Origin of the sequence: Dyadobacter sp. 32 (assembly GCF_902506755.1) — a bacterium.
Taxonomy (GTDB): Bacteria; Bacteroidota; Bacteroidia; order Cytophagales; family Spirosomataceae; genus Dyadobacter.
In genome coordinates this window covers 4,905,676-4,931,235 of record NZ_LR735258.1, presented here as the reverse complement: position 1 = coordinate 4,931,235, position 25,560 = coordinate 4,905,676, and the positions used below count along the sequence as shown (strand labels likewise).

General features: G+C 45.0%; 20 protein-coding genes and 1 pseudogene. 5 read left to right on the top strand and 16 right to left on the bottom strand.

What is annotated here, in order from left to right; all coding sequences use genetic code 11:
* Window positions 1–5: 5 nt before the first annotated feature.
* From DYADSP32_RS20135 to ilvD, 10 genes and pseudogenes are all read right to left on the bottom strand, one after another.
* Window positions 6–614: pseudogene (locus DYADSP32_RS20135) on the bottom strand (pyridoxal-phosphate dependent enzyme); the annotation flags it as partial.
* 26 nt (window positions 615–640) lie between these two features.
* On the bottom strand, window positions 641–886 hold the full coding sequence (locus DYADSP32_RS20130) for a type II toxin-antitoxin system HicA family toxin (RefSeq protein ID WP_149241076.1): 246 nt from the start codon (window positions 884–886) through the stop codon (window positions 641–643).
* Window positions 883–1,095: a 2-oxoisovalerate dehydrogenase gene (locus DYADSP32_RS20125; protein ID WP_149241077.1), complete on the bottom strand. Its 213-nt coding sequence runs from the start codon at window positions 1,093–1,095 to the stop codon at window positions 883–885. The genes DYADSP32_RS20130 and DYADSP32_RS20125 overlap by 4 nt, the downstream gene beginning before the upstream one ends.
* Window positions 1,096–1,435: 340 nt before the next feature.
* Window positions 1,436–2,482, bottom strand: a complete 1,047-nt coding sequence (ilvC, locus tag DYADSP32_RS20120) for a ketol-acid reductoisomerase (protein WP_149241078.1) — start codon at window positions 2,480–2,482, stop codon at window positions 1,436–1,438.
* Window positions 2,483–2,551: 69 nt separating this feature from the next.
* Window positions 2,552–4,228, bottom strand: a complete 1,677-nt coding sequence (locus tag DYADSP32_RS20115) for a hypothetical protein (RefSeq protein ID WP_149241079.1) — start codon at window positions 4,226–4,228, stop codon at window positions 2,552–2,554.
* 58 nt (window positions 4,229–4,286) lie between these two features.
* Complete coding sequence (gene ilvN / locus DYADSP32_RS20110; RefSeq protein WP_149241080.1) at window positions 4,287–4,820, bottom strand: acetolactate synthase small subunit; 534 nt, start codon at window positions 4,818–4,820, stop codon at window positions 4,287–4,289.
* 77 nt (window positions 4,821–4,897) lie between these two features.
* Entirely contained in the window at window positions 4,898–6,658 is a 1,761-nt protein-coding gene (gene ilvB, locus DYADSP32_RS20105) for a biosynthetic-type acetolactate synthase large subunit (RefSeq protein ID WP_149241081.1), read from the bottom strand.
* Between the two features lie 12 nt (window positions 6,659–6,670).
* On the bottom strand, window positions 6,671–7,135 hold the full coding sequence (locus tag DYADSP32_RS20100; protein WP_149241082.1) for a DUF6036 family nucleotidyltransferase: 465 nt from the start codon (window positions 7,133–7,135) through the stop codon (window positions 6,671–6,673).
* The gene (locus DYADSP32_RS20095) at window positions 7,135–7,347 is read right to left on the bottom strand and encodes a hypothetical protein (RefSeq protein ID WP_149241083.1); all 213 of its coding nucleotides are present in this window, start codon (window positions 7,345–7,347) and stop codon (window positions 7,135–7,137) included. The genes DYADSP32_RS20100 and DYADSP32_RS20095 overlap by 1 nt, the downstream gene beginning before the upstream one ends.
* 6 nt (window positions 7,348–7,353) lie before the next feature.
* On the bottom strand, window positions 7,354–9,042 hold the full coding sequence (gene ilvD, locus DYADSP32_RS20090; RefSeq protein WP_149241084.1) for a dihydroxy-acid dehydratase: 1,689 nt from the start codon (window positions 9,040–9,042) through the stop codon (window positions 7,354–7,356).
* A gap of 332 nt (window positions 9,043–9,374) precedes the next feature.
* Between ilvD and murQ the strand changes: the two genes are divergently transcribed.
* Complete coding sequence (gene murQ, locus DYADSP32_RS20085; protein WP_149241085.1) at window positions 9,375–10,178, top strand: N-acetylmuramic acid 6-phosphate etherase; 804 nt, start codon at window positions 9,375–9,377, stop codon at window positions 10,176–10,178.
* Between the two features lie 50 nt (window positions 10,179–10,228).
* Here murQ and DYADSP32_RS20080 read toward each other — a convergent pair whose 3' ends face one another.
* The 3 genes from DYADSP32_RS20080 to DYADSP32_RS20070 form a co-directional block, all read right to left on the bottom strand.
* On the bottom strand, window positions 10,229–11,242 hold the full coding sequence (locus DYADSP32_RS20080; RefSeq protein ID WP_149241086.1) for a zinc-dependent alcohol dehydrogenase family protein: 1,014 nt from the start codon (window positions 11,240–11,242) through the stop codon (window positions 10,229–10,231).
* A gap of 94 nt (window positions 11,243–11,336) precedes the next feature.
* Window positions 11,337–12,125, bottom strand: a complete 789-nt coding sequence (locus DYADSP32_RS20075) for an NIPSNAP family protein (RefSeq protein ID WP_149241087.1) — start codon at window positions 12,123–12,125, stop codon at window positions 11,337–11,339.
* Window positions 12,126–12,227: 102 nt separating this feature from the next.
* Window positions 12,228–13,256, bottom strand: a complete 1,029-nt coding sequence (locus DYADSP32_RS20070; protein ID WP_149241088.1) for a type IX secretion system membrane protein PorP/SprF — start codon at window positions 13,254–13,256, stop codon at window positions 12,228–12,230.
* A gap of 224 nt (window positions 13,257–13,480) precedes the next feature.
* Here DYADSP32_RS20070 and DYADSP32_RS20065 point away from each other — a divergent pair, with 224 nt between their 5' ends.
* The 3 genes from DYADSP32_RS20065 to DYADSP32_RS20055 all read left to right on the top strand — a co-directional run bounded on the left by DYADSP32_RS20065 (window position 13,481) and on the right by DYADSP32_RS20055 (window position 18,135).
* Window positions 13,481–16,354, top strand: coding sequence for a PKD domain-containing protein (locus tag DYADSP32_RS20065; protein ID WP_149241089.1), 2,874 nt, complete (start codon window positions 13,481–13,483; stop codon window positions 16,352–16,354).
* Between the two features lie 216 nt (window positions 16,355–16,570).
* A complete protein-coding gene (ruvB, locus tag DYADSP32_RS20060; protein ID WP_149241090.1) occupies window positions 16,571–17,596 on the top strand; it encodes a Holliday junction branch migration DNA helicase RuvB in 1,026 nt (341 codons plus the stop codon).
* A gap of 113 nt (window positions 17,597–17,709) precedes the next feature.
* A complete protein-coding gene (locus tag DYADSP32_RS20055; protein WP_149241091.1) occupies window positions 17,710–18,135 on the top strand; it encodes a (deoxy)nucleoside triphosphate pyrophosphohydrolase in 426 nt (141 codons plus the stop codon).
* On the opposite strand, the gene DYADSP32_RS20050 is transcribed toward DYADSP32_RS20055, so the two are convergent.
* Window positions 18,118–19,482 (bottom strand): dihydroorotase, encoded by a 1,365-nt coding sequence (locus DYADSP32_RS20050; RefSeq protein ID WP_149241092.1) that lies wholly within the window; start codon window positions 19,480–19,482, stop codon window positions 18,118–18,120. The genes DYADSP32_RS20055 and DYADSP32_RS20050 overlap by 18 nt on opposite strands.
* Window positions 19,483–19,642: 160 nt before the next feature.
* Between DYADSP32_RS20050 and DYADSP32_RS20045 the strand changes: the two genes are divergently transcribed.
* The gene (locus tag DYADSP32_RS20045) at window positions 19,643–20,335 is read left to right on the top strand and encodes a ComF family protein (RefSeq protein ID WP_149241093.1); all 693 of its coding nucleotides are present in this window, start codon (window positions 19,643–19,645) and stop codon (window positions 20,333–20,335) included.
* Window positions 20,336–20,386: 51 nt separating this feature from the next.
* Here DYADSP32_RS20045 and DYADSP32_RS20040 read toward each other — a convergent pair whose 3' ends face one another.
* Complete coding sequence (locus DYADSP32_RS20040; RefSeq protein ID WP_149244750.1) at window positions 20,387–21,640, bottom strand: SUMF1/EgtB/PvdO family nonheme iron enzyme; 1,254 nt, start codon at window positions 21,638–21,640, stop codon at window positions 20,387–20,389.
* A gap of 207 nt (window positions 21,641–21,847) precedes the next feature.
* On the bottom strand, window positions 21,848–25,195 hold the full coding sequence (gene mfd, locus DYADSP32_RS20035) for a transcription-repair coupling factor (protein ID WP_149241094.1): 3,348 nt from the start codon (window positions 25,193–25,195) through the stop codon (window positions 21,848–21,850).
* Window positions 25,196–25,560 lie beyond the last annotated feature (365 nt).

Below are 25,560 nucleotides of genomic sequence, written 5' to 3'. Positions count from 1 at the left end.
TATCCAAGCTGTTTGAAAACCGTCGAAATTCCTGAAGCCAATCCACCTCCGCCAATGGCCATGAGCATGTAATCGATTTTGAAATCGGCGTCTTTAAAGATTTCCAAACCAACGGTACCCTGTCCTTCAATGACCTGAAGATCATCAAAAGGATGAACGAAAGTGGCATTGTTGGCTTTTTGATACACTACCGAAGCGTGGTAGGCATCGTCGTAAGTGTCTCCTACCAGAAGCACATCCACCCATTCTTTCCCAAAAAGCCTTACTTGTTTTACTTTTTGAGCCGGAGTGGTCGTGGGCATGAAAATCGCACCTTTTACCTGCATTTTCCGACATGCATAAGCAACGCCCTGCGCATGATTTCCGGCGCTTGCACACACAACTCCACCGGCCAGAGCCTCGGCGCCGATACTGGCCATTTTGTTATAGGCACCTCGGATTTTATAAGAACGGACGGTCTGCAAATCTTCCCTTTTCAGGTAAATATTGGCCTCGTACTGTTCGGACAAGTGTGCGTTGTAAAGTAACGGAGTATGATTTATGATTCCACGAAGCCGTTCGGCGGCGAGGAAAATATTGTCGAGAGTGGGAGCGGAGTGAAGTGGAGTGGTCATCAAATTATAATTGAAAGGGACATTAATCATCCAAAGAGTACTTCCGAAATGTACTTAGGATCTTTCCCAAAATGTTCCGCAATATCTTTGACGATGCCTCGTAAAGTACTTGTTTTTATTGGCTTGTGATCAGGAATGGTAATGTGATGCTGACCGTTAATGGTAGTTGTAGCACGAATGTGACTACCTACCTGTCTGGTTTTTTCATATCCGAAATGTTTATAGCAGAGTTTGAGAAGATCTCTTCCTGAGAGATCGCTTGGAACCATCATACAATCGCCAAAATTTCGTCTTTAACGAAATGAAGATGAGCAACCTTTGGTTTGTCTAAGGGATTATCAAAATGACATTCAATGGCTTCCTGAATATTCTTTTTCAGTTCATCCATAGTTTCAGCATCTGTAAAAATAGACTCTCCCAAAGCTCTTGCTGTAAACCCGCCTTCTTCGGCTTCATTGATCAAAAAAACAATCTCCTTCATATTCCTGTGTCTTTTTTACTTATCAAATATATGATTTTTGAATCAGACTGCAATCTCAACCCTGGCTCCAACTGCTTCTGACAACAAACAAGCTAATTGTTTACAAAGATCTGTTTTAAGGTTTGACATTGATTTAGAATAAGATCTTCTGACCTGGCCGATATATGCCTTTTGAGCATTTCTTCTGTGTTGCCAATTTTTTGAACCGAACATAATATTTCTATGTCAGGATCGTCAACAATTTCCATATTCAGTGGTAGGCTAAACCTTTGGTTTTATAACAAAAGTACCCCTAAACCAAAAGCTCAGGGGTACATGTATATCGAGATAGTTTTTAAAACTAGTTATTCTCAGGACGCAGGCTACGTACAGTTTTACCAGCTCTCCACATTTCTGAATCGCGAAGCTCAGCCAGTTCGACTTCCAGTTTCACACGGTAGTCAGGCTGTGAGTTACGGGTGATAGAAATGGTAGCTTGTTCCCCTGATTTTACAGAGTTGTAAAGTTGTTCGAAAACAGGCTTGGTAGCGTCACGGAAAGGTTTCCACCAGTCCAAAGCACCACGTTGTGCTGTTGTAGAGCAGTTGGCATACATCCAGTCCATGCCGTTTTCAGCAACAAGCGGCATCAACGATTGCGTTAATTCTTCAACTGTTTCATTGAAAGCTTCTGATGGAGAGTGTCCGTTTGAACGAAGTACTTCATATTGAGCAGCAAATATACCCTGAATAGCACCCATCAAAGTTCCACGCTCACCTGTAAGGTCAGATGTTACTTCACGGTAGAAATCCGTTTCGAACAAATAACCTGAACCTACACCGATACCCATTGCAATACATTTTTCACGTGCCTTGCCCGTTGCATCCTGGAACACAGCGAAAGAAGAGTTCAACCCTTTTCCTTCTACGAACAAGCGACGAAGCGAAGTTCCTGATCCCTTTGGCGCTACAAGATATACATCGACGTCAGCAGGAGGAACTATACCTGTTTGATCCTTATAAGTGACACCAAATCCGTGTGAGAAATAAAGCGATTTTCCTGGGGTAAGATTAGCTTTAACAGTAGGCCAAAGCTCAATTTGTGCTGCATCGGAAAGAAGATAGCAAATGATAGTTCCTTTTGCCAATGCTTCTTCCAGTTCAAATAGTGTTTCACCAGGAACCCACCCGTCAGCAACGGCCTTATCCCACGATTTTCCACCTTTACGCTGACCAACGATTACGTTGAAACCATTGTCACGCATGTTCAGACTTTGGCCCGGACCTTGTACGCCGTAACCTATAACAGCGATGGTTTCGTTAGAAAGTACTTCACGTGCTTTTTCAAGAGGAAATTCTTCACGGGTTACTACTTCTTCTTCAACACCACCGAAATTTAACTTTGCCATTTTTGTTTAAAATATTAGTTATGAAATTGAAATACGAAATTAAAACTTATTCTACTTAAAATCACATTATCAGAGGTTTACTTGCTGATTGGTAAGTAAACGATAACTTTCTGCTCCCTCTTTCACCCCAATCTCTACACTTAACGACGGGGATTTGAGATAAGCCTTCGAAATGATTTCAGACGTGGCACCAGGATAATAATATTGTCCGCTCAGCAGCATCCGGTGTGCAGCGCGCCGTCCGTGCCTGGTAGGGAAAATATGCGTTTCCTTATCAGACTTAAGGATGACATAAATACCATCATCTTTCCCCTTCGATCGCTGCAAGCCGGGAATGTTCACCACCAGAGAACCAGGATCGCTTGAAATCTTCACCTCCGTTTTTCCCCGGACTTCTGCATTAAATAAATCTTCAAACTGATAATCAGGGCCAATGTAAACGCCACTGTTGTAAGCCCCCTCATAGATATCGTCCACCACTTTTTTGATCCTTGGGGTCTGATAAATGGGTGTTGACGGAATGGCACGATTGTGCTTCCACTCGTAGGCGTCGGTAAGTAACACTTTTCTAAAATAATCCATGTCACCCCAATAAACCAGGTACGCCGAGAAGCAGTAAATTACCGACGCTATAATTACCGCAGGCTTGAAATAGTTGTTGTTCAGTATGCCAACTGTTCCGCCGCTTAAAAAAAGCATGTAGCAAAAAACGGCCCAAAAAAGATATAGAAGATGATAACGAGTAATAAAGATGGCTCCAAACCCTTCCGAAGCCCGGCCAAGCACAAATATGAGAAATGTGGCGGAAAGAAATAATATTCCACCCCAAACGAACGACTCGCTTTGCGAAAGCGCTTTCTTATTCGTCCATACTTTCACTGCCGTGAGCACGAAAGCACGAAAAACCCAGATGATCAGAATAAAGCCTGTGATCAGGGCAATGGCAATACGCACATTAAAATTCACACCAGAACCGGGATCAAGCCATAGCCCATGCATGGCCACATACATACCCACAAGGTTTACCGGATGCACAAGATTACTGGCAAATGATGGCCGGTATGCAGGAACTTCTAATCCGTAAAAATAATAGGCCACGGCGATTCCAAATACACCTGACCAAATTGCTGCCTGCTTCCATTTTTTTTGCAACCCAAGCAGAATCACGCCTGCCGGTAGCAATAGAAAACCAGTCACATCGGAGTACAGGGACAGGATGGCGAAAATAATACTGACGCCCAAGTGATAACGCTTCGGACTATTCAAAAAGTAAAGCGATGCGAACGCCCAGACGAAAACACCAATTTGCTGCACTGGAATATTGGCCCAAAAAACCGCATCAAAAAACTGAATATTAAAAAGAACAAAGGGAATTGGCACCAAATAGAAAAGGGACAAATTCTGTTTTCTGAACCACTGAAATAAAAACGCCAAAAATATCAGGAGCGTTGATGTTCCTGCAAAAATGTGCTTTCTAAGATCCAGATCACCAAACAAGGAATAAACCGAGTATGCGACAACGCGGTTCATCACGATCCTTCGCTCATCGTCCTGGGTAGATAGTATTTTCCAGACCTCACCAACGGAATGGTTCCCTTTTGACAGCGCAACGGTCGGTTCCAGCAGACCGTCGAAATCATCCTGAAAAGGAACATTTACTACCAGGTAATTTACCGTTACGAAAAACAGAATGACAGGTAATAAAATCAAAATACCAGCCAACCAATTTTTGATACTGTAAGCCATTAGAACGTGATAAGGTCCAATTGAAATTTTGCGCGAAGTTAATAACTTTCATTAACCTCTATTGGTAATACTCCCACTCGGCCTCAGGAAGGTAATCCACCAGTGTATTCGGCGATTTGCTGACGGCCACCCTGCCCGACCTTACAAATTCAAGAATCCCGTGTGGTTTGATGTAATCAAAAAAGGCAAAAATCTCTTCTTCACTACCTGTCTTTTGAATAATCACATACGTCAGATGCCAGTAAACCACCCATGCTTTGTGTACTTTATTAATGGTCTCTATATCAATAGGTTTCGCATCTATCGGGGTTGATATTTTGAACAAAGCGATTTCGTTAAAGGCAATATCTTCATTCAGATAACCAAACACGGCGAGTACTTCGATCACCTTTCTGATCTGTCTCACCAGCTTTTCAACCGCTTCCCGGGATTCGTGACGGATCACAATCGTGAAGCGCGAAATTCCTTTACGCTCCGTTTCCGATACAGTTAAACTTTCAATATTAATCCGCCGGCGCGTCAGGATTGTTGTGATTTTATTTAATATCCCAATCGTATTTTCAGTAAAAACGCAAATGGTGTATGCTGTCATAATTTCTAATAATTTCCAGGTTTAAATGGCAATTCACATGCGCCACCGGCAGTTCGGAAGCACTTGTTTTCACCTCCTTATTCTAGTCTGATATCTGCAACGCAAGCGCCGGTGGGCACCATTGGAAATACATTTTCCTCCTTTTCAACGAGTACCTCCAGCAAATAAGGCTTATCCGAAGCCAGCATGGTATCCAGTGAGTCGTTCAGGTTAGCACGTTCTGAGCAGGTATGCCCGTTGATCCCAAAACCTTTTGCGATTGTAATGAAATCCGGATTTTGTAATTCAACAAACGAATAGCGCTTCGCGTGGAAAAGTTGCTGCCATTGCCGCACCATTCCCAGGAAATTATTATTCAGAATAATGATTTTTACAGGTAAGCCACTTTGTGCAATGGTTCCCAGTTCCTGAATGGTCATCTGGAAGCAGCCATCACCAATAACTGCCACCACTTCACGGTCAGGCGCACCTACCTTAGCACCAAAAGCTGCCGGCAATGCATAACCCATTGTACCCAATCCACCGGAAGTAATAAAAGAACTTGGCTTCTTGAACTCATAATACCTCGCCGTCATCATCTGATGCTGGCCCACATCAGCCACAATAATCGCCTCTCCTTTTGTTTTGTTGGACAAGGTGCGGATCACTTCCGCCATTTTTATTTTCTCTGTCGACGGAGCCAGCTCAGGATGCGTGATCTTCTCGTCTTCGATCTTGTCGTACTTTTTGAACTCGCCCCTCCATAATTCGTGGTTATTTTCAGAAACCAGTGGCAGCAACATCTGTAAGGCAATCTTCGCGTCACCAACCACAGGCGCTTCCGCTTTTACGATTTTATCGATTTCCGCCGGATCAATTTCAATGTGAACCACCTTCGCCTGCTTGGCATATCGGCTCAAATCGCCCGTAACCCGATCATCAAAACGCATTCCAACCGCAATAATCAAATCACATTGGTTGGTAAGTACATTGGTTCCGTAGTTCCCGTGCATTCCGAGCCAACCTACGTAATTGGGATGATCCACCGAGACCGAAGAAAGTCCTAAAAGTGTGGATGCGGCAGGGACATCTGTTTTTTCCAGGAACTGTAGCAACTCCTGCTCAGCATGAGCGATCTGAACGCCGTGTCCAAAAAACAGAAATGGGCGCTTAGCCGCATTGATCAGTTTCGCTGCTGCTTCCACCTGATCCTCCTTCGGGGATATACGTGGATGATAACTTACCAACTTTTCACACTTTTTGTGAGCAAAAGGTTTGGTCATCAATTTTTGCTGTGCATCCTTGGTAATATCAATCAATACAGGACCCGGGCGACCCGACTTGGCTATATAAAAGGCCTTAGCAATTATTTCAGGAATTTCGTCTGCATTGGTAATCTGATAATTCCATTTCGTAATGGGAATGGTAATACCCATGACATCCGTTTCCTGAAAAGCATCTGTACCAAGCAGGTGCGAAGCAACCTGGCCAACTATGCATACCATGGGCGTTGAGTCGATGATCGCATCTGCTATGCCAGTTACCAGATTAGTCGCGCCTGGCCCGGAGGTAACCAAGCATACACCCACTTCCCCTGTGATACGTGCAAAGCCTTCAGCGGCATGGGCAGCGCCCTGTTCATGACGTACCAGAATGTGATTGACCTGATCCTGATAATCGTAAATCGCATCATAAACGGGCATAATTGCTCCACCCGGATAGCCAAAAATTGTTCCAACGCCTTCAGCGATCAGTGACCGGATGACTGCATGAGAACCATTGATCAGTTCTGGAGTGGCAACCGGAGCCGGCTGCTCAGCTATTACAGCTGCTTGTGTTTGGTTTTCATTAAATTCCATGACCTTTTCTATTTAGTCGGATGAATTTTCTAGATTTTCAATATCGTTAATATCTCTGGGTCTTCCGGCGGCTTTTTTCGCCGTAATCAGGTCTCTGTAATTAATCAGTCTAATTGTTAAATCGTCAACAATGTGGTCTGACGCATTATCAAAGGCATTCTCAAATTCGAGGCCTTTCAATTTTGTAATTATGTCAATGGACACTGGTGCTCTTCCATAAGTGAAAACATCAAAGGCAGGGTTGTTCAAAAAGTTTTCCTCTGTCATATCAAACATGGGCATTCCAAATCGACTAAACGCTAGTCCAATTTTTGAATAATTCTCCTTTGACTTTTTTACCCAAATGTCCATATCACCGGTCGTTCGGGAATAGCCATGAAGAATGACTGAATAACCTCCTACTAAAATATATTCAACATGAAATTCATTTAAAGCTTGCAAGAAGTCCTGGAAGTCACTGTTGAAAATATTTGCCATTACAATTGATGTTTTCGCATTGAAAAGGCATTTTTATCCATTTTTGGAGGATTATTTAGGTCAAATTGGAAGGCAATACTATTAAGATAATTGGCCGCCATCAATCTTGATCTGGAAGTTTTTGGCTGATTTTTAGCATAATATATTTCAGTTTCCTCATGCGATCCTGCATGAAAAGCTGTTCTGTCCAATTTGAATTGCCCTTTTTCCATTATTTGTTAAGCTTCATCAGTTACACAACCTTCGCTTGCCGACTTCACCGTACGAATGTATCTTCCCAGCATCCCTTTTGTAAAACGAGGCTCAGGTTGCACCCAGGCTGCCTTGCGTAATGCCATTTCTTCGTCAGAAATATGAACCGTGAGCTGGCGTGTATTGGCATCAATCGTGATACGATCACCATCTTTTACAAGCGCGATGGGTCCGCCATCAAACGCTTCCGGTGTAATATGTCCCACGACAAATCCATGGGTTCCTCCTGAAAAGCGACCGTCTGTGATCAGTGCAATTTTGTCTCCCAATCCCGCACCCATTACTGCAGAAGTTGGTTTTAACATTTCCGACATGCCAGGTCCTCCTTTTGGGCCCGAATTACGGATCACAACAACATGCCCTTCTTTTATTTCACCCTGCGCGAGCATGGTAATGATTTCTGTTTCATGCTCACAAATTTTGGCCTCGCCATCAAAGGTTAAACCTTCTTTACCCGTGATTTTAGCCACAGATCCCTGAGGAGCCAGGTTACCGTACAAGACCTGAATGTGGCCAGATGATTTTATTGGCGCCTCTAATGGGAAAATAATCTTTTGTGTTTCGAAATTCAGATCAGGCGCTTCAGCAAGATCCTCAGCCAGAGTTCGGCCTGTCACCGTCAGACATTCACCGTGAATCAACCCTTTTCCGTACAAATATTTCATCACAGCCGGAACACCACCGATTTCCAGGATGTCCTCCATGTAATATTTTCCACTTGGTTTTAAATCCGCGATAAACGGCACGCGATTAGATATTTCCTGGATGTCATCCAAAGTCAGCGGCAAATCTGCGGCCCGGGCTATCGCCAAAAAGTGCAAAGCTGCATTTGTGGAACCACCCAGTGCCATCACCACGGTGAGTGCATTTTCAAGCGATTTTTTGGTAATGATATCTCGAGGTGTAATGTTCAGTTCCAACAGGCGTTTCATCGCGACCCCTATTTTTTTGCACTCCTCCTGTTTGCCGGCGTGTGTCGCAGGATAGCTGCTGCTGAAGGGTAAGCTAAGCCCCATTGCTTCAATGGAAGCAGCCATTGTGTTGGCCGTATACATGCCACCACAAGCGCCCTGCCCGGGAATTGCGTTTTGAATTACGCCTTTATAATCTTCGTCGGAAATATTGTTAGCAAACTTTTTTCCCAAAGCTTCGAAAGCCGAAACGATATCCAGTTTTTGACCTTTATAGTGACCCGAACGGATCGTCCCACCATAAACCATGATCGCCGGGCGATCCAGACGTGCCATGGCCATCACTGCCCCGGGCATGTTTTTGTCGCAACCTACAACGGCAATTACGCCATCGTACCACTGAGCCGCCACGACCGTCTCTATGGAGTCCGCAATAATATCACGACTTGGAAGCGAATAACGCATGCCGTCATTTCCGTTTGTCATACCATCGGATACCCCGATCGTATTGAAAATAAGGCCGATCATGTCATTATTTGCCTGCACACCCTGCTTCACATAAACGGCGAGGCCGTTCAGGTGCATATTACATGTATTTCCCTCATAACCTGTACTGGCGATGCCAATCTGAGGCTTTTCCATATCAGCCTCTTTCAATCCAATACCGTACAGCATAGCCTGCGCTGCGGGGTTGGTAACTTCCTGTGTAAGGGTTTTTGAAAATTTGTTAAGTTCTGTTGCCATGGATGAATAATTGTAAATTGAAAACACCCCACTCAGTCTGGTGAGTGAGGTGTTGGTATATGATCTATTACCGTCTCACTCACGCCAGAGCGTGACCGTTAGTAGGACTGAGAGGTAAGTGTTAAATTGCATCGCTTAAAAAACGTAAAATATAATTTTAGCGAAAATTCGCTGATTTTTGAATTACAATACAAATTAGAAGTCTATCTTTTTATTTTCCAAATTTTGAGATAATTTTTTGCTAAAAATCTTTGATTAATACAAAATTTATATTGGGAAAAGGATGGTAATGAGAAAAGAATTAATTTTGAACTCGTAAAAACACCAAATTTATGCTAACCACAGAATCTCCATCCCATTACAATCACCTGGAACAAATGCCGGTTCAGGCCATTTTAGATGCTATAAATAAGGAAGACCAAACCGTCCCGCTGGCCGTAAAGAAGTCGATCCCTCAGGTAGAAGCACTTGTTGAACAGATTGTTATAAGAATGAAGAAGGGTGGCCGGCTGTTTTATATCGGTGCTGGTACAAGCGGCAGGCTGGGCGTGGTGGACGCTTCCGAATGCCCTCCAACGTTTGGCGTTCCTTTTGACCTTGTCGTGGGCATCATAGCCGGAGGAGATACGGCCATACGCAAAGCGGTAGAAAATGCAGAAGACGACTGGAAGCAGGCCTGGCTTGATCTTGCACCCTATGAAATCAAAGAAAACGACACGCTGATCGGATTAGCCGCCTCAGGAAGAACGCCTTATGTAATCGGCGGCCTTAACGAAGCACGCGAAGCGGGTTTACTCACCGGATGTGTGGTTTGCAACGAGGGCTCACCTGTAGCCAAGGCTTGCGAATATCCGGTTGAAGTGGTGGTAGGACCTGAATTTTTGACCGGGAGTACACGTATGAAATCCGGAACAGCCCAAAAACTGGTATTGAATATGATCTCAACGGCTGTCATGATACGGCTTGGGAAAGTAAAAGGAAACAAAATGATCGATATGCAGATGACGAATGAAAAGCTTGTGAACAGAGCCATTCACATGATCATAGATGAATTAGGCGTATCGCCTGATGAGGCTGAATCTCTGCTTAATGAACACGGAAGTGTCCGGGGGGCCATCGAAGCGATCAGAAAATAAACTTTGCCTGTCCGCTCAATACGAAACTGCGGACAGGTAAAGCCTGCCTTTTACTCTATTTTTAGAACGACTTTCCCAAATTGCTGGCCTGAGTCGAGATATCTCAATGCGGCCTCTGCCTCTGCAAGAGGGAATGTTTCGGCAATAACGGGTTCTATGGTGTGCCTTTCTACAAAGGATATCATATCCGAAAATTCCTCCTCGGTTCCCATGGTCGTTCCGAGAATATTCAATTGTTTAAAAAATACCTTAGCTGGAACTATATCCGTAATGTTACCAGTACCGCCTCCGTAAAAACAAATCCGGGCACCCGGTGCGGCGATGTCGGTCAGCCGTGCAAAGCCTGGGCCTCCGGCACTGTCGATGATTATATTGAAATAGCCGATTTTAGGCCCTTTTGCTTTGACAAGCAGATCCCGATACCAGGTAGGTATTTTATAATTGACACCTCCCTTGGCTCCCAGTTCTATTGCCCTGCTTATCTTATCATCAGATCCCGAGGTAACCCATACCTCCGCACCCGCCACAACAGCAAACTGGACCGCAAGCAATGCAACGCCACCTCCTGTACCCGTAACTAAAACCTTGTCATTGGGGGTAAAACGCCCTCTGGTCATCAAGGCTCTCCAGGCTGTTAATCCGCCAAGAGGAAGCGTTGCCGCCTGTTCAAATGTAAGATGAGATGGCTTTTCAGCCAGATACCGGGCTTCCACCTTGACATATTCTGCAAAAGTACCGTTCTCAGGCAGCCCGAGAATGGTGTGCGCGTCGCTGTAAAAGTCAGGATTGGAACCCCAGTTTTGAGATGGATTAATGATGACCTCCTTTCCTAGCCAGGCTTTATCCACGTTTTCGCCCAAGGCACTCACTACGCCCGCCCCGTCAGAACCTGGAATGACCGGCGTTGTAATTTTAGGATAAAGTCCCTTTTGAATCCAGACATCACGATGGTTTAATGATGCCGCTTTAAGCTGAACCACTACCTCTCCAATGCCGGCCTCAGGCACTTCCACCTCGTCTATACAAAGAGGTCCGTTAATACTTTTTAGAATAGCCGCCTTCATAACTAGGTTTAATGAAGAAGATGAAATGTATTTTGGCTTAGCTCATGCATTTAGTCAACGGAGCCCGCAAAATGTCAACTACAGTTCCCAAGAATTATATATCTGAATACTCTGTCGGATACAGGAAGAAACTTGTATTTTTTGAAACGTTGTTCTGATACTCGGGATTGGTTTTTAATTTACCCCATTCCGCGTCCTCTGAAAACGATTTCCAGTGCGCGTCCCGCGATGCTTTATCAGAAAACGTAGTCATGTACATCAGGTTTGGCATGTGACTACCGGCAATAACCTCCGCATAAAACACTGCATTAAAACCTAAACGCTCAAACAATGGCACCTCTCCACCCTGATTAAACATCTTTACTTTATTCTGATATATCTTCTCCGTATGCCCCTCGTAACTCCTGAGCTCATAAATACGACTGCTTTTGGGCCCCTCCACTTTAGACTTTTTGTGCACCGGCATTCCTGTAAATGCCTGTAAAATGATGGATTCAAAACGTATGTAAGGCGGAGACTTGTAAACTGCATCGATGTAATCCTTACCGGATGACAAATATGCGGCATCTTTGTCGAGGGCCTTTGGCAGCGTCAACAGCTGATCCATTGAAGACAAGGGCGTAAATACATAAATCAATTTACCAGCGGAGGTATCCGTGGGAACGGGCTTGAAAACGCCTACATCTTTGATGCCAGCACGGTGTAGTGCAGGCAAATAGGCATCTTTCAGATATTTTTCAACCCTGGATTCCTGATCTGCATTTTTTAGATGATATATTTTTATCTCGTAAAATTCCCTTTTGGGAGGAGCGGCCGAAACATTGAGCATGACAAATAATAATGCGATGCCTAGAAGAAATTTGATTTGCTGACGCGATTTCATGTATTGGAACGTAATTATGTTTAACTAATCTGTAAAGTTAAAGACTTACAACATTCCTAATTACCCTTAGCCCGCCTACCGCCAAATTTTTAGTAGCAAAAGTTAGAATTTAGGACAAGACAGTTGCTTCTTGCTTCTTTTGGTTCTTTTGATTTTGGGATCAACCGGTGGGAAAATATAAGAAAGGGATATTTCGTGCGCACCTCCGCTTCCTACACCGAGGGTTGAAATGGTAAGATCGTAGCTGTATCCGATAGAGAATTTTTCCTGACGGAATCCGGCAAGGAAAATAAGAGACTCGTGGTTATTGATACCCGGGGCATACCTTTTAAATGGAATACCTCTGTACCAGGCTCCCAGTACCAGTGGTTCGAGGGTCATATACAAGCCCGCATCGAACTGATCGTATTTACCTTGTTTTTTGTACATAATGGCGGGAGAGATTGTTTTTTCCTTATCAATTTCATTGCCCAAAAAAGTATATCCTGCAAACGGGATACGCAATCCAGCCTGAAAACTCGTTTTCATCGGCAGCCGCGCATCCTGCCCGGAAAAAGACTGATCAGGACGATTGATATGGTGTGCTGAAAGACCGGCCCAATACCAGTCTGAATAGACCATCAGTCCACTTCCAAAATCCGCATAAAAAACGTTAGGTCCCCCGTCGGCAAATGGGTCATTGGACGGTTGCCCGGTTGGTCCGTTATTAGTGAACTGGTCTCCGAAGGTAAGGCCAAAGTAATCCAAGGTACGCGAAGCCAGCCCGCCCTGAATTCCCAACCTCAGAGAGGTAACATCGTTCAACATGACCTGATAAGAATATTGGAATGCAACATCCGTGGATTTCAAATTACCCAGCCCCTGGCTGTCCATGGTAACAAGCACACCAAGACCGCTGTTATAATTGGGTAAAAATATATCTCCTCCGAAGCTTGTTGTAACAAAATTAGCAGAAAGTGCAGGCCATTGATTGCGGTAATTGACAGTCACCCGAGGTGCCAGTGCGCCCCCCGCCAGGGCCGGGTTCAGGTACAGAGGATTCGCATAAAACTGCGAAAATTGCGGATCCTGGCTCCAACCTTTAAGGCAGATCAGTGTCAATACCAATACAAGAAGTACACGCTTGTTCATAAAAGTTTCCCATTGTCCCCAGTAATTCGGAAGAATTTTAAAAGGACTAAAAAATTACAAAATATAATTCACAAATTATTGTCACATTGCGTATTAAAACTCAAAGAAGAGTGGTTTTAATCAATTTACCACACAAAATTTTAATATTTAATTTTCGTTAGAATAGTCGGGTATCAGAAATGCCCAAAGTGACGTGGTAGGGGTGAATGCAATAGTAACGAAACATGAGTCCATTTTATAATATATATCGGCAAAAAATTTATCTCCTTTCCATTCTCCTCCTTCTAACGGCGGGATTTGTGAAAGGGCAGACTCCCTTTTTAGTCACGGGACAATGCATGCAGAACCAGGCTTGCCTGGACGACTCCACAACTTTCCGAGACCCGGTGAGTACAGCCGTGGGTTGGCAGTGGAGCTTTGGTGACGGCGGTACTGATGCCCGCAAAAATCCGCAGCATTCCTACGGCACTCCAGGCGCTTACTCAGTAACGTTGATCCGCACGTTGCAGAATGGATCCACCGAAACCGTAAATCAGCTCGTCCAGATCGGGGAATTACCGCCCACTTTTCAGCAATGGAAGACGGATACGACGATTTGTCCTGATCAGAAAATTACGCTGGATCCATATCCCGATGGTGCCCCGGAAGGGGCAAAATACATATGGTATCCAAAAGGTGACACTACCCAGACACTGGAAGTGGATAGTTCAGGATGTTATTCTGTTGAAGTCATTCTTCCCAATGGCTGCAAAATACAGGATCGGGTCAATGTTAAAATATGTATGGAACCCGCTGCCCAGGAAGGCTCAAAGTGGTTTTTTGGAGGAAACGCCGGTCTTGACTTTTCAAATAACCCTCCCACTCCGATCACCGATGGAAAAATCAATACCCCTGAAGGAACCTCGGCCATTGCCAACTCCAAAGGTATTCTGCTCTTTTATTCTGACGGTATAAAGGTCTTTGACAAAGATGGGGTTGAGATGGAATGCAGAGTTACCAATTGTCAGCCGCTCAAGGGTGACGGAGCGTCCACTCAATCTGTTTTGATTGTCCCGCAACCTACGTGTAAAGGCTGTGAATACTTGTTCAATATATTTACCACGTCCGACATCAATGGCGAAAAACTATTGACAGTGAGCACGGTGGATATGCGGCTCAATAATGGCAAAGGTGCCATCATAGCTCAGAATACCACCTTGCAGCAACCCACCACGGAACGTATAGCTTCCGTCAGAAATAACCGTGACAGCACGTATTGGGTGATATCACATGATTATGGAACCAATAAATTCCGTATTTTTCATGCCACCACAGGCGGACTTGTTGAGACCAGTGCACCCGAACTTGGTATGGCACATGACTCGCCGAATGAAGCCGAAGGATACATGAAATTCTCCGCTCCTGATACATTAACGGGACAACGGAAACTGGCCGTAGTGATCCCGGGTCCACCACAAAATTATGTGGAGCTCTTCAATTTCAATGATTCCACGGGGACACTGACCTACGATAAAACCATCGATCTGGGCCCCGCCCCTCCCAAAGCCTACGGCATTGAGTTCTCACCCGACGGCGAAAAAATGTACATTTCATTTCAGGGGGAAAATGGCGGTAATTCCTATTTGAAACAATATGACCTTACCTTCCCGGACAGCCTGCTGACCGAGTCGGCGATAACTATAGATAGTTCAGCAACGCAGAAGTTCGGGGCTCTGCAATTTGCCTCGGATGGAAAAATATACATGGCTATTGAAGGCAGTGATTACCTTGCGGTGATAGGTGAGCCTGACGGCAATTCGCTGCTGACTGTTGAATACGAACGGGAAGGTGTAAGCCTGGGCGGGAAAAAATCTCAGCTGGGATTGCCTAATATGGTACAGGATTTTAGTCAGGAGGCGTCAGGTCCTGGCTTTCAGGCAGATGGGTTCTGCACCAATGAACCTACCACCTTTGAGGCCGGGCCCATTTGTGACCCAAAGAAGGACACCTATTCGTGGGATTTCCTAGGAAACGGCAGTTTCACTGCCCCTTCGGAACAGCAGCAACAAGCTACATACACGTACACAGAGCCTGGCAAATATGCAGTTACCTTAAGGCAAATGAATGAGTGTACCACAATGGTTACGACCGATACGATCACCATTTATGCCACACCTCCCAAGCCAGATCTGCCAGATTTCGTAGATTCTTGCAGAACCAGCATTCTTCTGGATATGAAAATAGAGGCTGAGAAATACGCCTGGTTCAGGCAAGGTAGAATTATCGGTCGTGAGAGAACTTTACAGGTTACAACACCAGGTACTTTTATAGCTGTGGCTTATAATGGTCCAAGAGCCGACTGTATTTCTGCGGACACGATTAATGTATTTCTCCGAAGGCCGCCCGCCTTTACCCTTGGACCAGATACGACGATGTGCCGGGATAGCTCCATTGTGCTTTTTGCCAATGGACCCGCCTGGCGTGAATTTGCATGGAGCAGTGGTGAAACTACCAGGTCAATCACTGTGAGAACGCCTGGAGTCTATTTTGTTCAGGTTAAAGACGCCAACGATTGCTATAACGGTGATACGCTCAGTGTAGGTGAAAGGCCATCACCTGTGTTAAATTTATTACCAGAAAATGTCATTTGTATACCCGATGGCAACTCCGTCACCCTGGATGCAGCCGGGGTAGGGAAGCTATACTATGAATGGGTTCCCTCGGGAGATACTACCAGGACCATTACGGTTAACAAAGAAGGATCTTACTCCGTCATAGCCTCCAATGACTTCGGATGCGTGACACAGGCAACGACCCAGGTAATCGACAAATGCGAGCCGAGGTTCTTCATACCCGACGCATTTACACCCGATGGGAAAGCTCCCAACGAGACCCTGGATGTATTCGGAGCTTATTATTCAAATTTTAGCATGAAAATATACAATCGCTGGGGCGAAGTGATATACGCTACCAACGACATTGAAGGCCGATGGGATGGATCCTATAAAGGCCTTAAAGTCCAGCCGGGTGTTTACCCATATGTAATTTCCTACGAAGCGCTATATTATCCCGAAAGGGCACCGGTCGTGAAACGCGGATCTGTCATGGTGATCCGATAACTTTCGGTTTTGCGAATTAAAACGGCTATTTTTGAATCAACCGTTTATTTTGGCCCTTATAATACCAAAGCACAAAATTTGCGTTTTGAGCTTATTAGCTTTCGTATCAATATAGTAAAAGAGATATCTAAAACGGGACTCAGGAATCTCAGTTTTAAAGATTATTCTCAGGCCAAATGCAGCGGGGAGAAATCTCTAATTGCCTAATAAAAAACCATGCGCCAGGATTATCTATCAGGAGATAAAGAAAATCAGTCCAACACAGAGAAGGAAATTGATCGGGCACTGCGTCCGCTTTCATTTGAGGATTTTACGGGCCAGGACAAAATACTTGAGAATCTTAAAATTTTTGTTCAGGCAGCCCGTCAGCGCGGCGATGCTTTGGATCATGTATTGCTTCATGGCCCTCCCGGGTTGGGAAAAACCACGCTATCCCACATTGTGGCCAATGAGTTAGGCTCTGGAATCAAAATTACTTCCGGCCCTGTGCTGGACAAACCGAGCGATCTTGCCGGATTGCTAACCAATCTGCAGGAGCACGATGTGCTTTTCATTGATGAGATTCACCGTCTGAATCCAATCGTGGAAGAATATTTGTATTCGGCCATGGAGGATTACAAGATTGATATTATGCTGGACAGCGGCCCGAATGCACGCAGTATTCAGATCGGCCTCAATCCATTTACACTCATAGGTGCTACCACTCGTGCTGGGATGCTCACGTCGCCATTAAGAGCACGTTTTGGCATCAACGCGCGGCTGGAATATTATGATGCGCAATTGCTCAGCTCCATTCTGAAGCGTTCCGCCCTTATCCTGGGAACTCCGCTAGATGATGATGCGGCCTTTGAAATAGCACGCCGAAGCCGCGGAACGCCCCGGATTGCCAATAATCTTTTACGACGTACACGTGATTTTGCCCAGGTAAAAGGCAATGGTAACATCACGGTTGCTATTGCGGAAATAGCGCTCCTGGCTCTGGATGTGGACCAGAATGGCCTGGATGAAATGGATAACCGGATCTTATCCACCATTATTGAAAAGTTCAAAGGCGGACCCGTGGGACTATCTACCATTGCCACTGCATGTGGTGAAGAAGCAGAAACAATAGAAGAAGTGTATGAGCCATTTCTGATTCAGGAAGGGTACATGAAACGCACGTCCCGAGGCAGAGAGGTTACTGAAAAAGCCTTCCGGCATTTGGGTATTTTACCACGGAATCGTTCGGGAGAGTTGTTTTGAAATGATGTTTTTGGGCACGAACTTATTCATTCCAAGAGCCATTTTTTCCATTGATAATCATAACTTAACAATAGAAGTCGTACTTTTGCGGTAAAATTTGTGTCACCGCTTGTATGATTGAAACTCTAGTTCTTAAAAAGGCCATTGTGAGAGTCCCCTGTGCTATCATTGAGCACAAAGGCAAAGTGCTCGCAGGCCAACGCAGTGCGGAGCTTTCTTTTCCACTTAAATGGGAATTCCCGGGCGGCAAGCAGGAAAAAAATGAAACGGACGAAGAAACCCTGATCCGTGAAATCAGGGAAGAGCTTAATGCAGAGATTCTGATTGTCCAAAAATTGCCGATCACATCGAAGGACCAGGGATGGCGTGAGATTTTGCTGGTTCCATTTGTGTGCAAGCTTCGTTCAACCAATATCTTATTAACAGAACATGAGCAAATCCTGTGGCTGGCACCTGAGGACTTGCCCTCCCTTGATTGGACTGAAGCTGATCTGGGCGTGATTAAAAGTTATTACGACTACCTAGCTTCTCGAAAATAACATTCTTTTCCCTTTTACAGATTCATCAAATTTACCGTTTTCATAAGCCAGATGGCCCGACACAAACGTGTGTGTAACGCGTGAGTGAAATTCTGTTCCTTCAAAGGGCGACCACCCGCATTTTGAATAAAGATTCCCAGGTTCTACCAAAGTATTTCCTTCCAGATCCACAAGAACAAGATCCGCCCAATAGCCTTCCCGAATGTATCCGCGGTGCGCTATCTGGAAACAATCCGCCACGGAGTGTGCCATTTTCTCAACCACTTTTTCCAGTGAAATTTTCCCTTCCCTGCTCATTTCCAGCATCACATTCAACGAATGCTGAATTAAGGGCAGCCCCGAAGGCGATTGCCAGTAGGATTGTGCTTTTTCATCCATGGTGTGTGGCGCATGGTCCGTGGCAATCACATCAATACGATCATCCAGAAGCGCTTTCAGTATGGCTTCCTTATGATGTGCTGCTTTGATAGCCGGGTTACATTTAATCTTATTACCCAACGTGCGGTAATCTTCTGCGTCAAACCATAAATGATGCACACAAGCCTCAGAAGTCACCAGCTTGGGTGAGCCATCCGCGAGTAAAATACGCCCGTTCTCTCGCCTGCCAATCTGAAAAAGTGATGTTTCATCTCCCGTTGAAATATGCAGAATATGAAGCCTGGTTTTGTGCTTATGGGCGAGTGAGCTGGCAAACGATGAAGAAATCAGACACGCTTCCTCATTTCTTATTAATGCGTGAATATCATAAGGGACATTTTCTCCATATTTTTCCCTGAAAAACTCCATCCGGCTCTTTACGGTTGGTTCATCCTCACAGTGTGTAGCGATAAGACAGGGTGCGTTCGCAAAAACCTTTTCAAGTACTTCCGGCGAATCAACAAGCATATTACCGGTCGATGACCCCATGAAGATTTTGATCCCACACACATGGTCAGGATCCGTAAGCATTACTTCATCATAATTGTCATTGGAAGCCCCCATGTAAAAGGAGTAATTGGCAAGAGACGTTTGAGAGGCAATCCTGTATTTATCAACAAGTAATGCTTGTGTGAGCGTGTTTGGAACCGTATTGGGCATTTCCATAAATGAAGTCACTCCTCCCGCCACACCCGACCTTGCTTCGGTATGGATATTTGCTTTATGTGTAAGTCCGGGCTCCCGAAAATGAACCTGATCATCAATGACCCCCGGCAACAAATGTTGTCCCTTCGCATCAATGACCTTGTCGCCGGCAGCATGCTGCAGATCCGGGCCTATCCGTACGATGTGACCATTGCTGATCAGCACGTCTGATTCCTGAATGATACCTTCATTGACAAGCCGGGCATTTACGATAAGTGTTTTCATTCGAACAGTTTAAGTTTCAGAAGAAACATTTAGAAGAATAAATTCCGTCGGGAGAAAACTATTCGCTCCTGACTCCGATACAAAGGTAATGATGCGTATGACTTCCAGTCTAACAAAAACTGTATTTAAACATTATATGATCCATTAATTTTAGGAATCCATGACCCTTGGCCAAATATGGAATGACTTTATTGATCTCATTTTTCCCAGGTGCTGTGAGGCTTGTGATCAGGGATTGGTGGGTAATGAGGAGGTAATATGCACGGCATGCCGCGTGGCACTACCACGAATAAAAACAGACAGCATGCTCAGCGACACGTTAAAGGATCGATTCGCTCACATGCCCGAAATAGCAGGAACAGCAGCTTTTTTGCTTTTTACCAAAAAAGGGAAGGTTCAAAAACTGTTACATGCTCTAAAATATAAGGGAAGATCCGAAGTGGGTGTTGAACTGGGTTTTATGTTTGGACAGGAAATGACCGACCACCAAACACTTCCGGACGCTGAGCTTATCATCAGCGTGCCATTGCATAAAAAGCGGATAAAAAAAAGGGGATACAACCAAAGCGACCTTCTGGCGGAAGGATTTTCCAAGGCTACGCAGATTCCATGGTCCGGTACGATTCTGGAAAGATCCGTAAACACCACTTCGCAAACCGGAAAAACCAAGAAAGAACGTCGTGAGAACGTGAAGGATGTTTTTGTGGTGAAGGAAATGCTGACACAGAAAAGCGTTATCGTAATCGACGACGTACTTACTACAGGCGCAACCCTTGAAGCCTGTGTTTTAGCACTACAGAAAGGAGGCTGTGAAACATTCTACATACTGACCATAGCCGCAGCTCAACACTAAAAAAGGCCACCGCTTTGGATGCGATGGCCTTTCAAGTTAAATTTTAACTTATTATTTACGGCTACCTGTTGCGATCATGGCACAACGGAAACCAACCATTGCCGTAGCAGAATCCTGATCCATGTAACGGCGTGTACCCGGAGACAACCAATAGGCAACATCCGACCACGAACCCCCTTTGTATACACGAAGATTATCATCCACCATCGAATTTCCGTTTTTCTTATCGTAGCTTTTCGCCTCATCCTGATATCCGTTCCGACGGAAAGAGTTCAGGTCATTCACGTCACTGTTGGAAAGCGGACGATACACATCATAAACCCACTCGCTGACGTTTCCTGCCATATCATAAAGACCGTTGTCATTGGCCGGATAGGAACGGATTTCCTGAGTTATGATTGCACCATCATTGGATTTACCTGCGATACCGGCATAGTCACCAGGACCGCGCTTGAAGTTGGCAAGCATCGTTCCTTGTTTACGGCCACGAGGCTGACGCATCGTAGATCCATCCCATGGATAAATTCTTTGATTCGACTGGTTTTCGTCGGAATACTGTGTTCCGATCATAGCCATTGCTGCGTATTCAAATTCAGCTTCAGTAGGGAGACGGTATGGAGGCATTACGTAACCACTCTCAATTGAAAGCCTTGGTCCCGCCTCAGCACTTGCAACCGCTTCTGCCTGAGCAGCCTTTTTCTTCTTGCCGAAGGAAATTCCTTTTTTCTTTGACCCAGCCTTAATTCCTGCGGTATTATTAGCATTACTAACGGCATCTGTACGCCAGGCACAATAGTCGTTGGCCTGTACCCATGAAACACCTACAACCGGATATAGACGAAACCCAGGGTGACGAAGATACATCGTTACATAGGAATCGTTGAACGAAAGCTCATTAAACCAAACTGCAGTATCAGGCAGCGCTTTGGCATAAAACTCCTCAGACGAATCCTTCTGAACAGCATTAAGATACTCCAGGTAATGGACATTGGCAACCTCCGTCTGATCCATGTAGAACGACTGAATACTCACCGTACGCTTTGGATTATCCCTTCTGCTCATCACCTCTTCTTCCAGAGATCCCATCGTAAAACGCCCGCCCTCGATGTAAACCAAGTCAGGACCGGCGGGTAGCGCTTTGTACTGTTTTACCTCAAAACCGTCTTTGCCATTGTACGCCAATCCCGTTTTGGAACTCTCTTTCCCCGGTTTTAAGCTTGTTGGCCGTTTTTTCTTACTACAAGAAGTAGCCGCTAATAACACAATCAGAACCAACGCGATCGACCGGATACCCATCTTATGCATGCAAATCATTGCTTTAAAGTGACTTAAGTGTTTGGTATTTTATAGTATGCGAAACCGCAAATGTATGAAATCAATAGAACTTTATTATAATTACTCTCTAACGATGCCAATTAATTGTTATTTGAATTTTATAAAAAATTGGCTCTCAGAAACTTTATCTACGATAATTAACAAATCATCCACCATCCCTACGAGCCATCTACAGGGCTATTCGGAGATTTGAGCCAGGATCATCTGTGCCTGGTCAATACTTTGAACGTGTTCGAAAATCAAAATAAGCTTTCCTTTCTGATCTTTAAGCGAACTTTGTTTCGGGTGCTGCTTTACGTAGTCGATCACTTTGCCAAACTTCGCGGACTGAAAAAACGCATCATTCTGCGAAGTAACGAAGTAGCCTTTCATCGTATTGCTTTTGAGCGTTAATTTTTCCAGCTGCAATCCCTCTGCATTCCAGCGTAAACGAACCATTTTCAAAAGGTCCTGAACCTCCTTAGGCAGTGGCCCGAATCGGTCCAGCACTTCTTTTTCAAAACTGTTAAGTTCGCCCTCGGTCTCGATATTGTCCAGGCGGGTATATAACGATAGTCTTTCAGAAATATTTTTGACGTAATTGTCTGGAATTAAAGTCGCAAAGTCGGTCTCTATCTGACAATCCGGCACAAGTTTCTGAGGCAGACCCAATGCGGATGTAAAGAGATCCTTGAACTCATTATTTTTAAGTTCCTGAACCGCTTCATCCAGCATTTTGTGGTAAAGCTCATAACCCAGATCGTTCACAAAACCGCTTTGCTCGGCCCCCAAGAGGTTGCCTGCCCCCCTGATATCCAGATCGCGCATGGCAACCTTGAATCCATCGCCAAGGTCCGAAAATTCTTCCAGTGTCTGGAGTCGTTTGCGTGAGTCGCTGGCCAGGGTCGATACCGAGGGCGTCAGCAAATAACAAAAAGCCTTTCTGTTGGAACGCCCTACACGGCCGCGCATCTGGTGCAGATCCGACAGACCAAACATGTGGGCAGAATTGATAATGATCGTATTGGCATTCGGAATATCGATTCCGGATTCAATAATGTTGGTCGAAACCAGAATATCGTATTCCCCTTCGATGAAATTTACCATTACCTTTTCCAGCCGATCGCCTTCCATTTGCCCATGTGCGATCCCGATCCGCACGTCAGGAACCAGCCGCATGATGATATTGGCAATGGATTCGATATCATTGACCCGGTTGTGTACAAAAAAGACCTGGCCACCCCGTTGCACTTCAAAACTAATGGCATCACGGATAAACTCTTCGCTGAACGTGTGGATCTCTGTGGTTACAGGCTGCCGGTTTGGCGGGGGAGTAGCGATCACGGAAAGATCCCTGGCTCCCATGAGTGAAAAATGCAGGGTACGCGGAATCGGTGTCGCCGTAAGTGTAAGCACATCCACATTCACGCGCATTTCTTTCAAACGGTCCTTCGCTTTTACCCCAAATTTCTGTTCTTCATCGATCACCAGTAATCCCAGGTCTTTAAACTTCACATCCTTATTTAAGATCCGGTGTGTGCCGATGAGAATGTCTATCTTACCTTCCTCGGCTTCCTTTAAAGTATCCTTGATGTCCTTCGTGGATTTGAAACGGTTGATATAGCCTACCCGCACAGGAAAATCCTCCAGCCTTTCGCTGAAAGTTTTGAAATGCTGCATGGCCAGGATGGTGGTGGGTACCAATACGGCCACTTGTTTGCTGTCACAAACCGCCTTAAATGCCGCTCTAATCGCAATTTCTGTTTTACCAAAACCAACATCCCCACATACCAGGCGGTCCATGGGATGTGCCTTTTCCATGTCGTCCTTCACATTCGATGTAGCAGTGGCCTGATCGGGCGTGTCCTCATAAATAAAGGAAGATTCCAGCTCGGCCTGCATGTAATTGTCGGGAGAAAAAGGGAAACCGGGAGCCTGTCTGCGCTTCGCATACAATGCGATCAGCTCATGGGCTATGTCTTTTAGCTGCTTCTTAACTTTCGATTTCTTTGCCTCCCACTCTCCTGAACCCAGCTTGCTCATTGCCGGTGGTGTTCCCTCCTTGCCTGTGTATTTGGCTATTTTATGCAAGTTATGCACACTTACATAAAGCAGGTCATTGTCACGATAGATCAGTCGGATCGCTTCCTGCTCTTTACCATTCACATCCTTGCGCTCCATACCTGCGAAGCGTCCTATGCCGTAGTCGACATGGGTAACAAAGTCACCCGGATGCAGTGACTTAAGTTCTTTGAGCGTGATCGCTTTTGACTTACTGAATTTCTCTTTGAGCCGGTACTTGTGAAACCGGTCAAAGATCTGATGGTCGGTGTAACAGGCAATTTTTAAAGTGTCATCCACAAATCCTTCTTTCAGCGAAATGTGCATGGGCTGAAACTTTACAAAAGGATCAAGATCCTCAAAAATCCTTTCCAGCCGGTCGAGTTGCTTGGGCTGCTCGGCTGCAATAATATTCACATAACCTTTCGACTGGTTTTGAGAAAGATCATCCAGAAGCCTTTTGAAATCTTTATTAAAGGAAGGCTGTGGCTTGGCAGCGTAAGGCAGCCTGTTTTCGGATTTGAAATAAAACCGTTTGCCAAATTCAACGGTTTTGAATTTTTTGAAAAGATTGAGACTGCCACGTCTGGTCTCGAACCGGTCCTGCGGGTTGGAAACGATTTGTATTCCGCCTCCCGTCACTTCCTGTAAGGTTCTTTCTGCTTTTTCAAAACATTTTTCAATCACTTCCAGCGTCAGTTCAACGTCCTTGAACCACAGAATACTATCTGAAGGAAAGAAATCCAGAAATGACTCCAGTGTCTCATGACTGAGCTTCTGCTGAATGTCGGGAACAATATTGATTTGTTTGGCCGACTCAATGGATAGCTGCGTGTCCGGATCAAAAGAACGGATGCTTTCTACTTCATCCCCAAAAAGCTCGATACGAAACGGATGCTCATTAGCAAACGAAAAGACATCCAGGATGCCTCCCCGAACTGAAAACTGTCCTGCTTCAAAAACAAAATCAGTGATTTCGAAATCATAGCTCAGCAAAAACTCCGTCAGGAAGGACGGATCCAGCTTTTCTCCTACTTTCACAGGAAATGTATTGGCCTTCAAGGATCGCTTGCTAATTACTTTTTCAAATAATGCCTCGGGATAAGTGACAATTTGCACTGGCCCTGGTTTCGCCACATTAAGTTTATTGAGAATCTCACCCCGCATTAATACGTTGGCATTGTCCACCTCTTCGTATTGATAGGGACGTTTATAGGAGGTCGGGTAAAAAAGGACATCGGTCTTTTGCAGCAGATTCTGCAGGTCGTTCTGAAAATAGGCTGCTTCATCCCGATCGCTTAAAATGTACAACGCTGGTCCTTTCCCTTTTTGCTGAATGGCTGCAGCAACTACCGCGTCCAGACTGCCAACGAGCCCTTTCACCTGCACATGGGCCGCATCTTCACTTTTTGACGCGATCTGAGAAATGATGATATCCAGGTAGCTGTCGCCTGCGTATAAGGTAAGTAGGTCTTTGACTTCCAATGAATTGCAATAATAGAATGAAAAAATAACGCCGCATTTAAAACCAGTTAAAAACCCAACAATCGTTGCGGCTAAAAAACAACAAAAGCCGTCTCGGGAAATTTCCCGTCCGGCGTATCCATAACAACCACAATTCAGGCTATTTTGTTTTCAGTTGCTCTGGTTTTACAAAAGTAATCCCGAAACGGTTCAGATACAAAGCCCATGCCCCGCATCCATGGGCCTCAACAGACAGATGCTACGTGCTTTGGAACAAGTTCTTGTGTTTTTTTGAGTAATTTTTAGACTTGTTCTACAAAACTTGTGAAATAAAAACAATACGTTTGGCCCGTCAAATCTGATTATTTATCGGGCTCAGTTCCTTC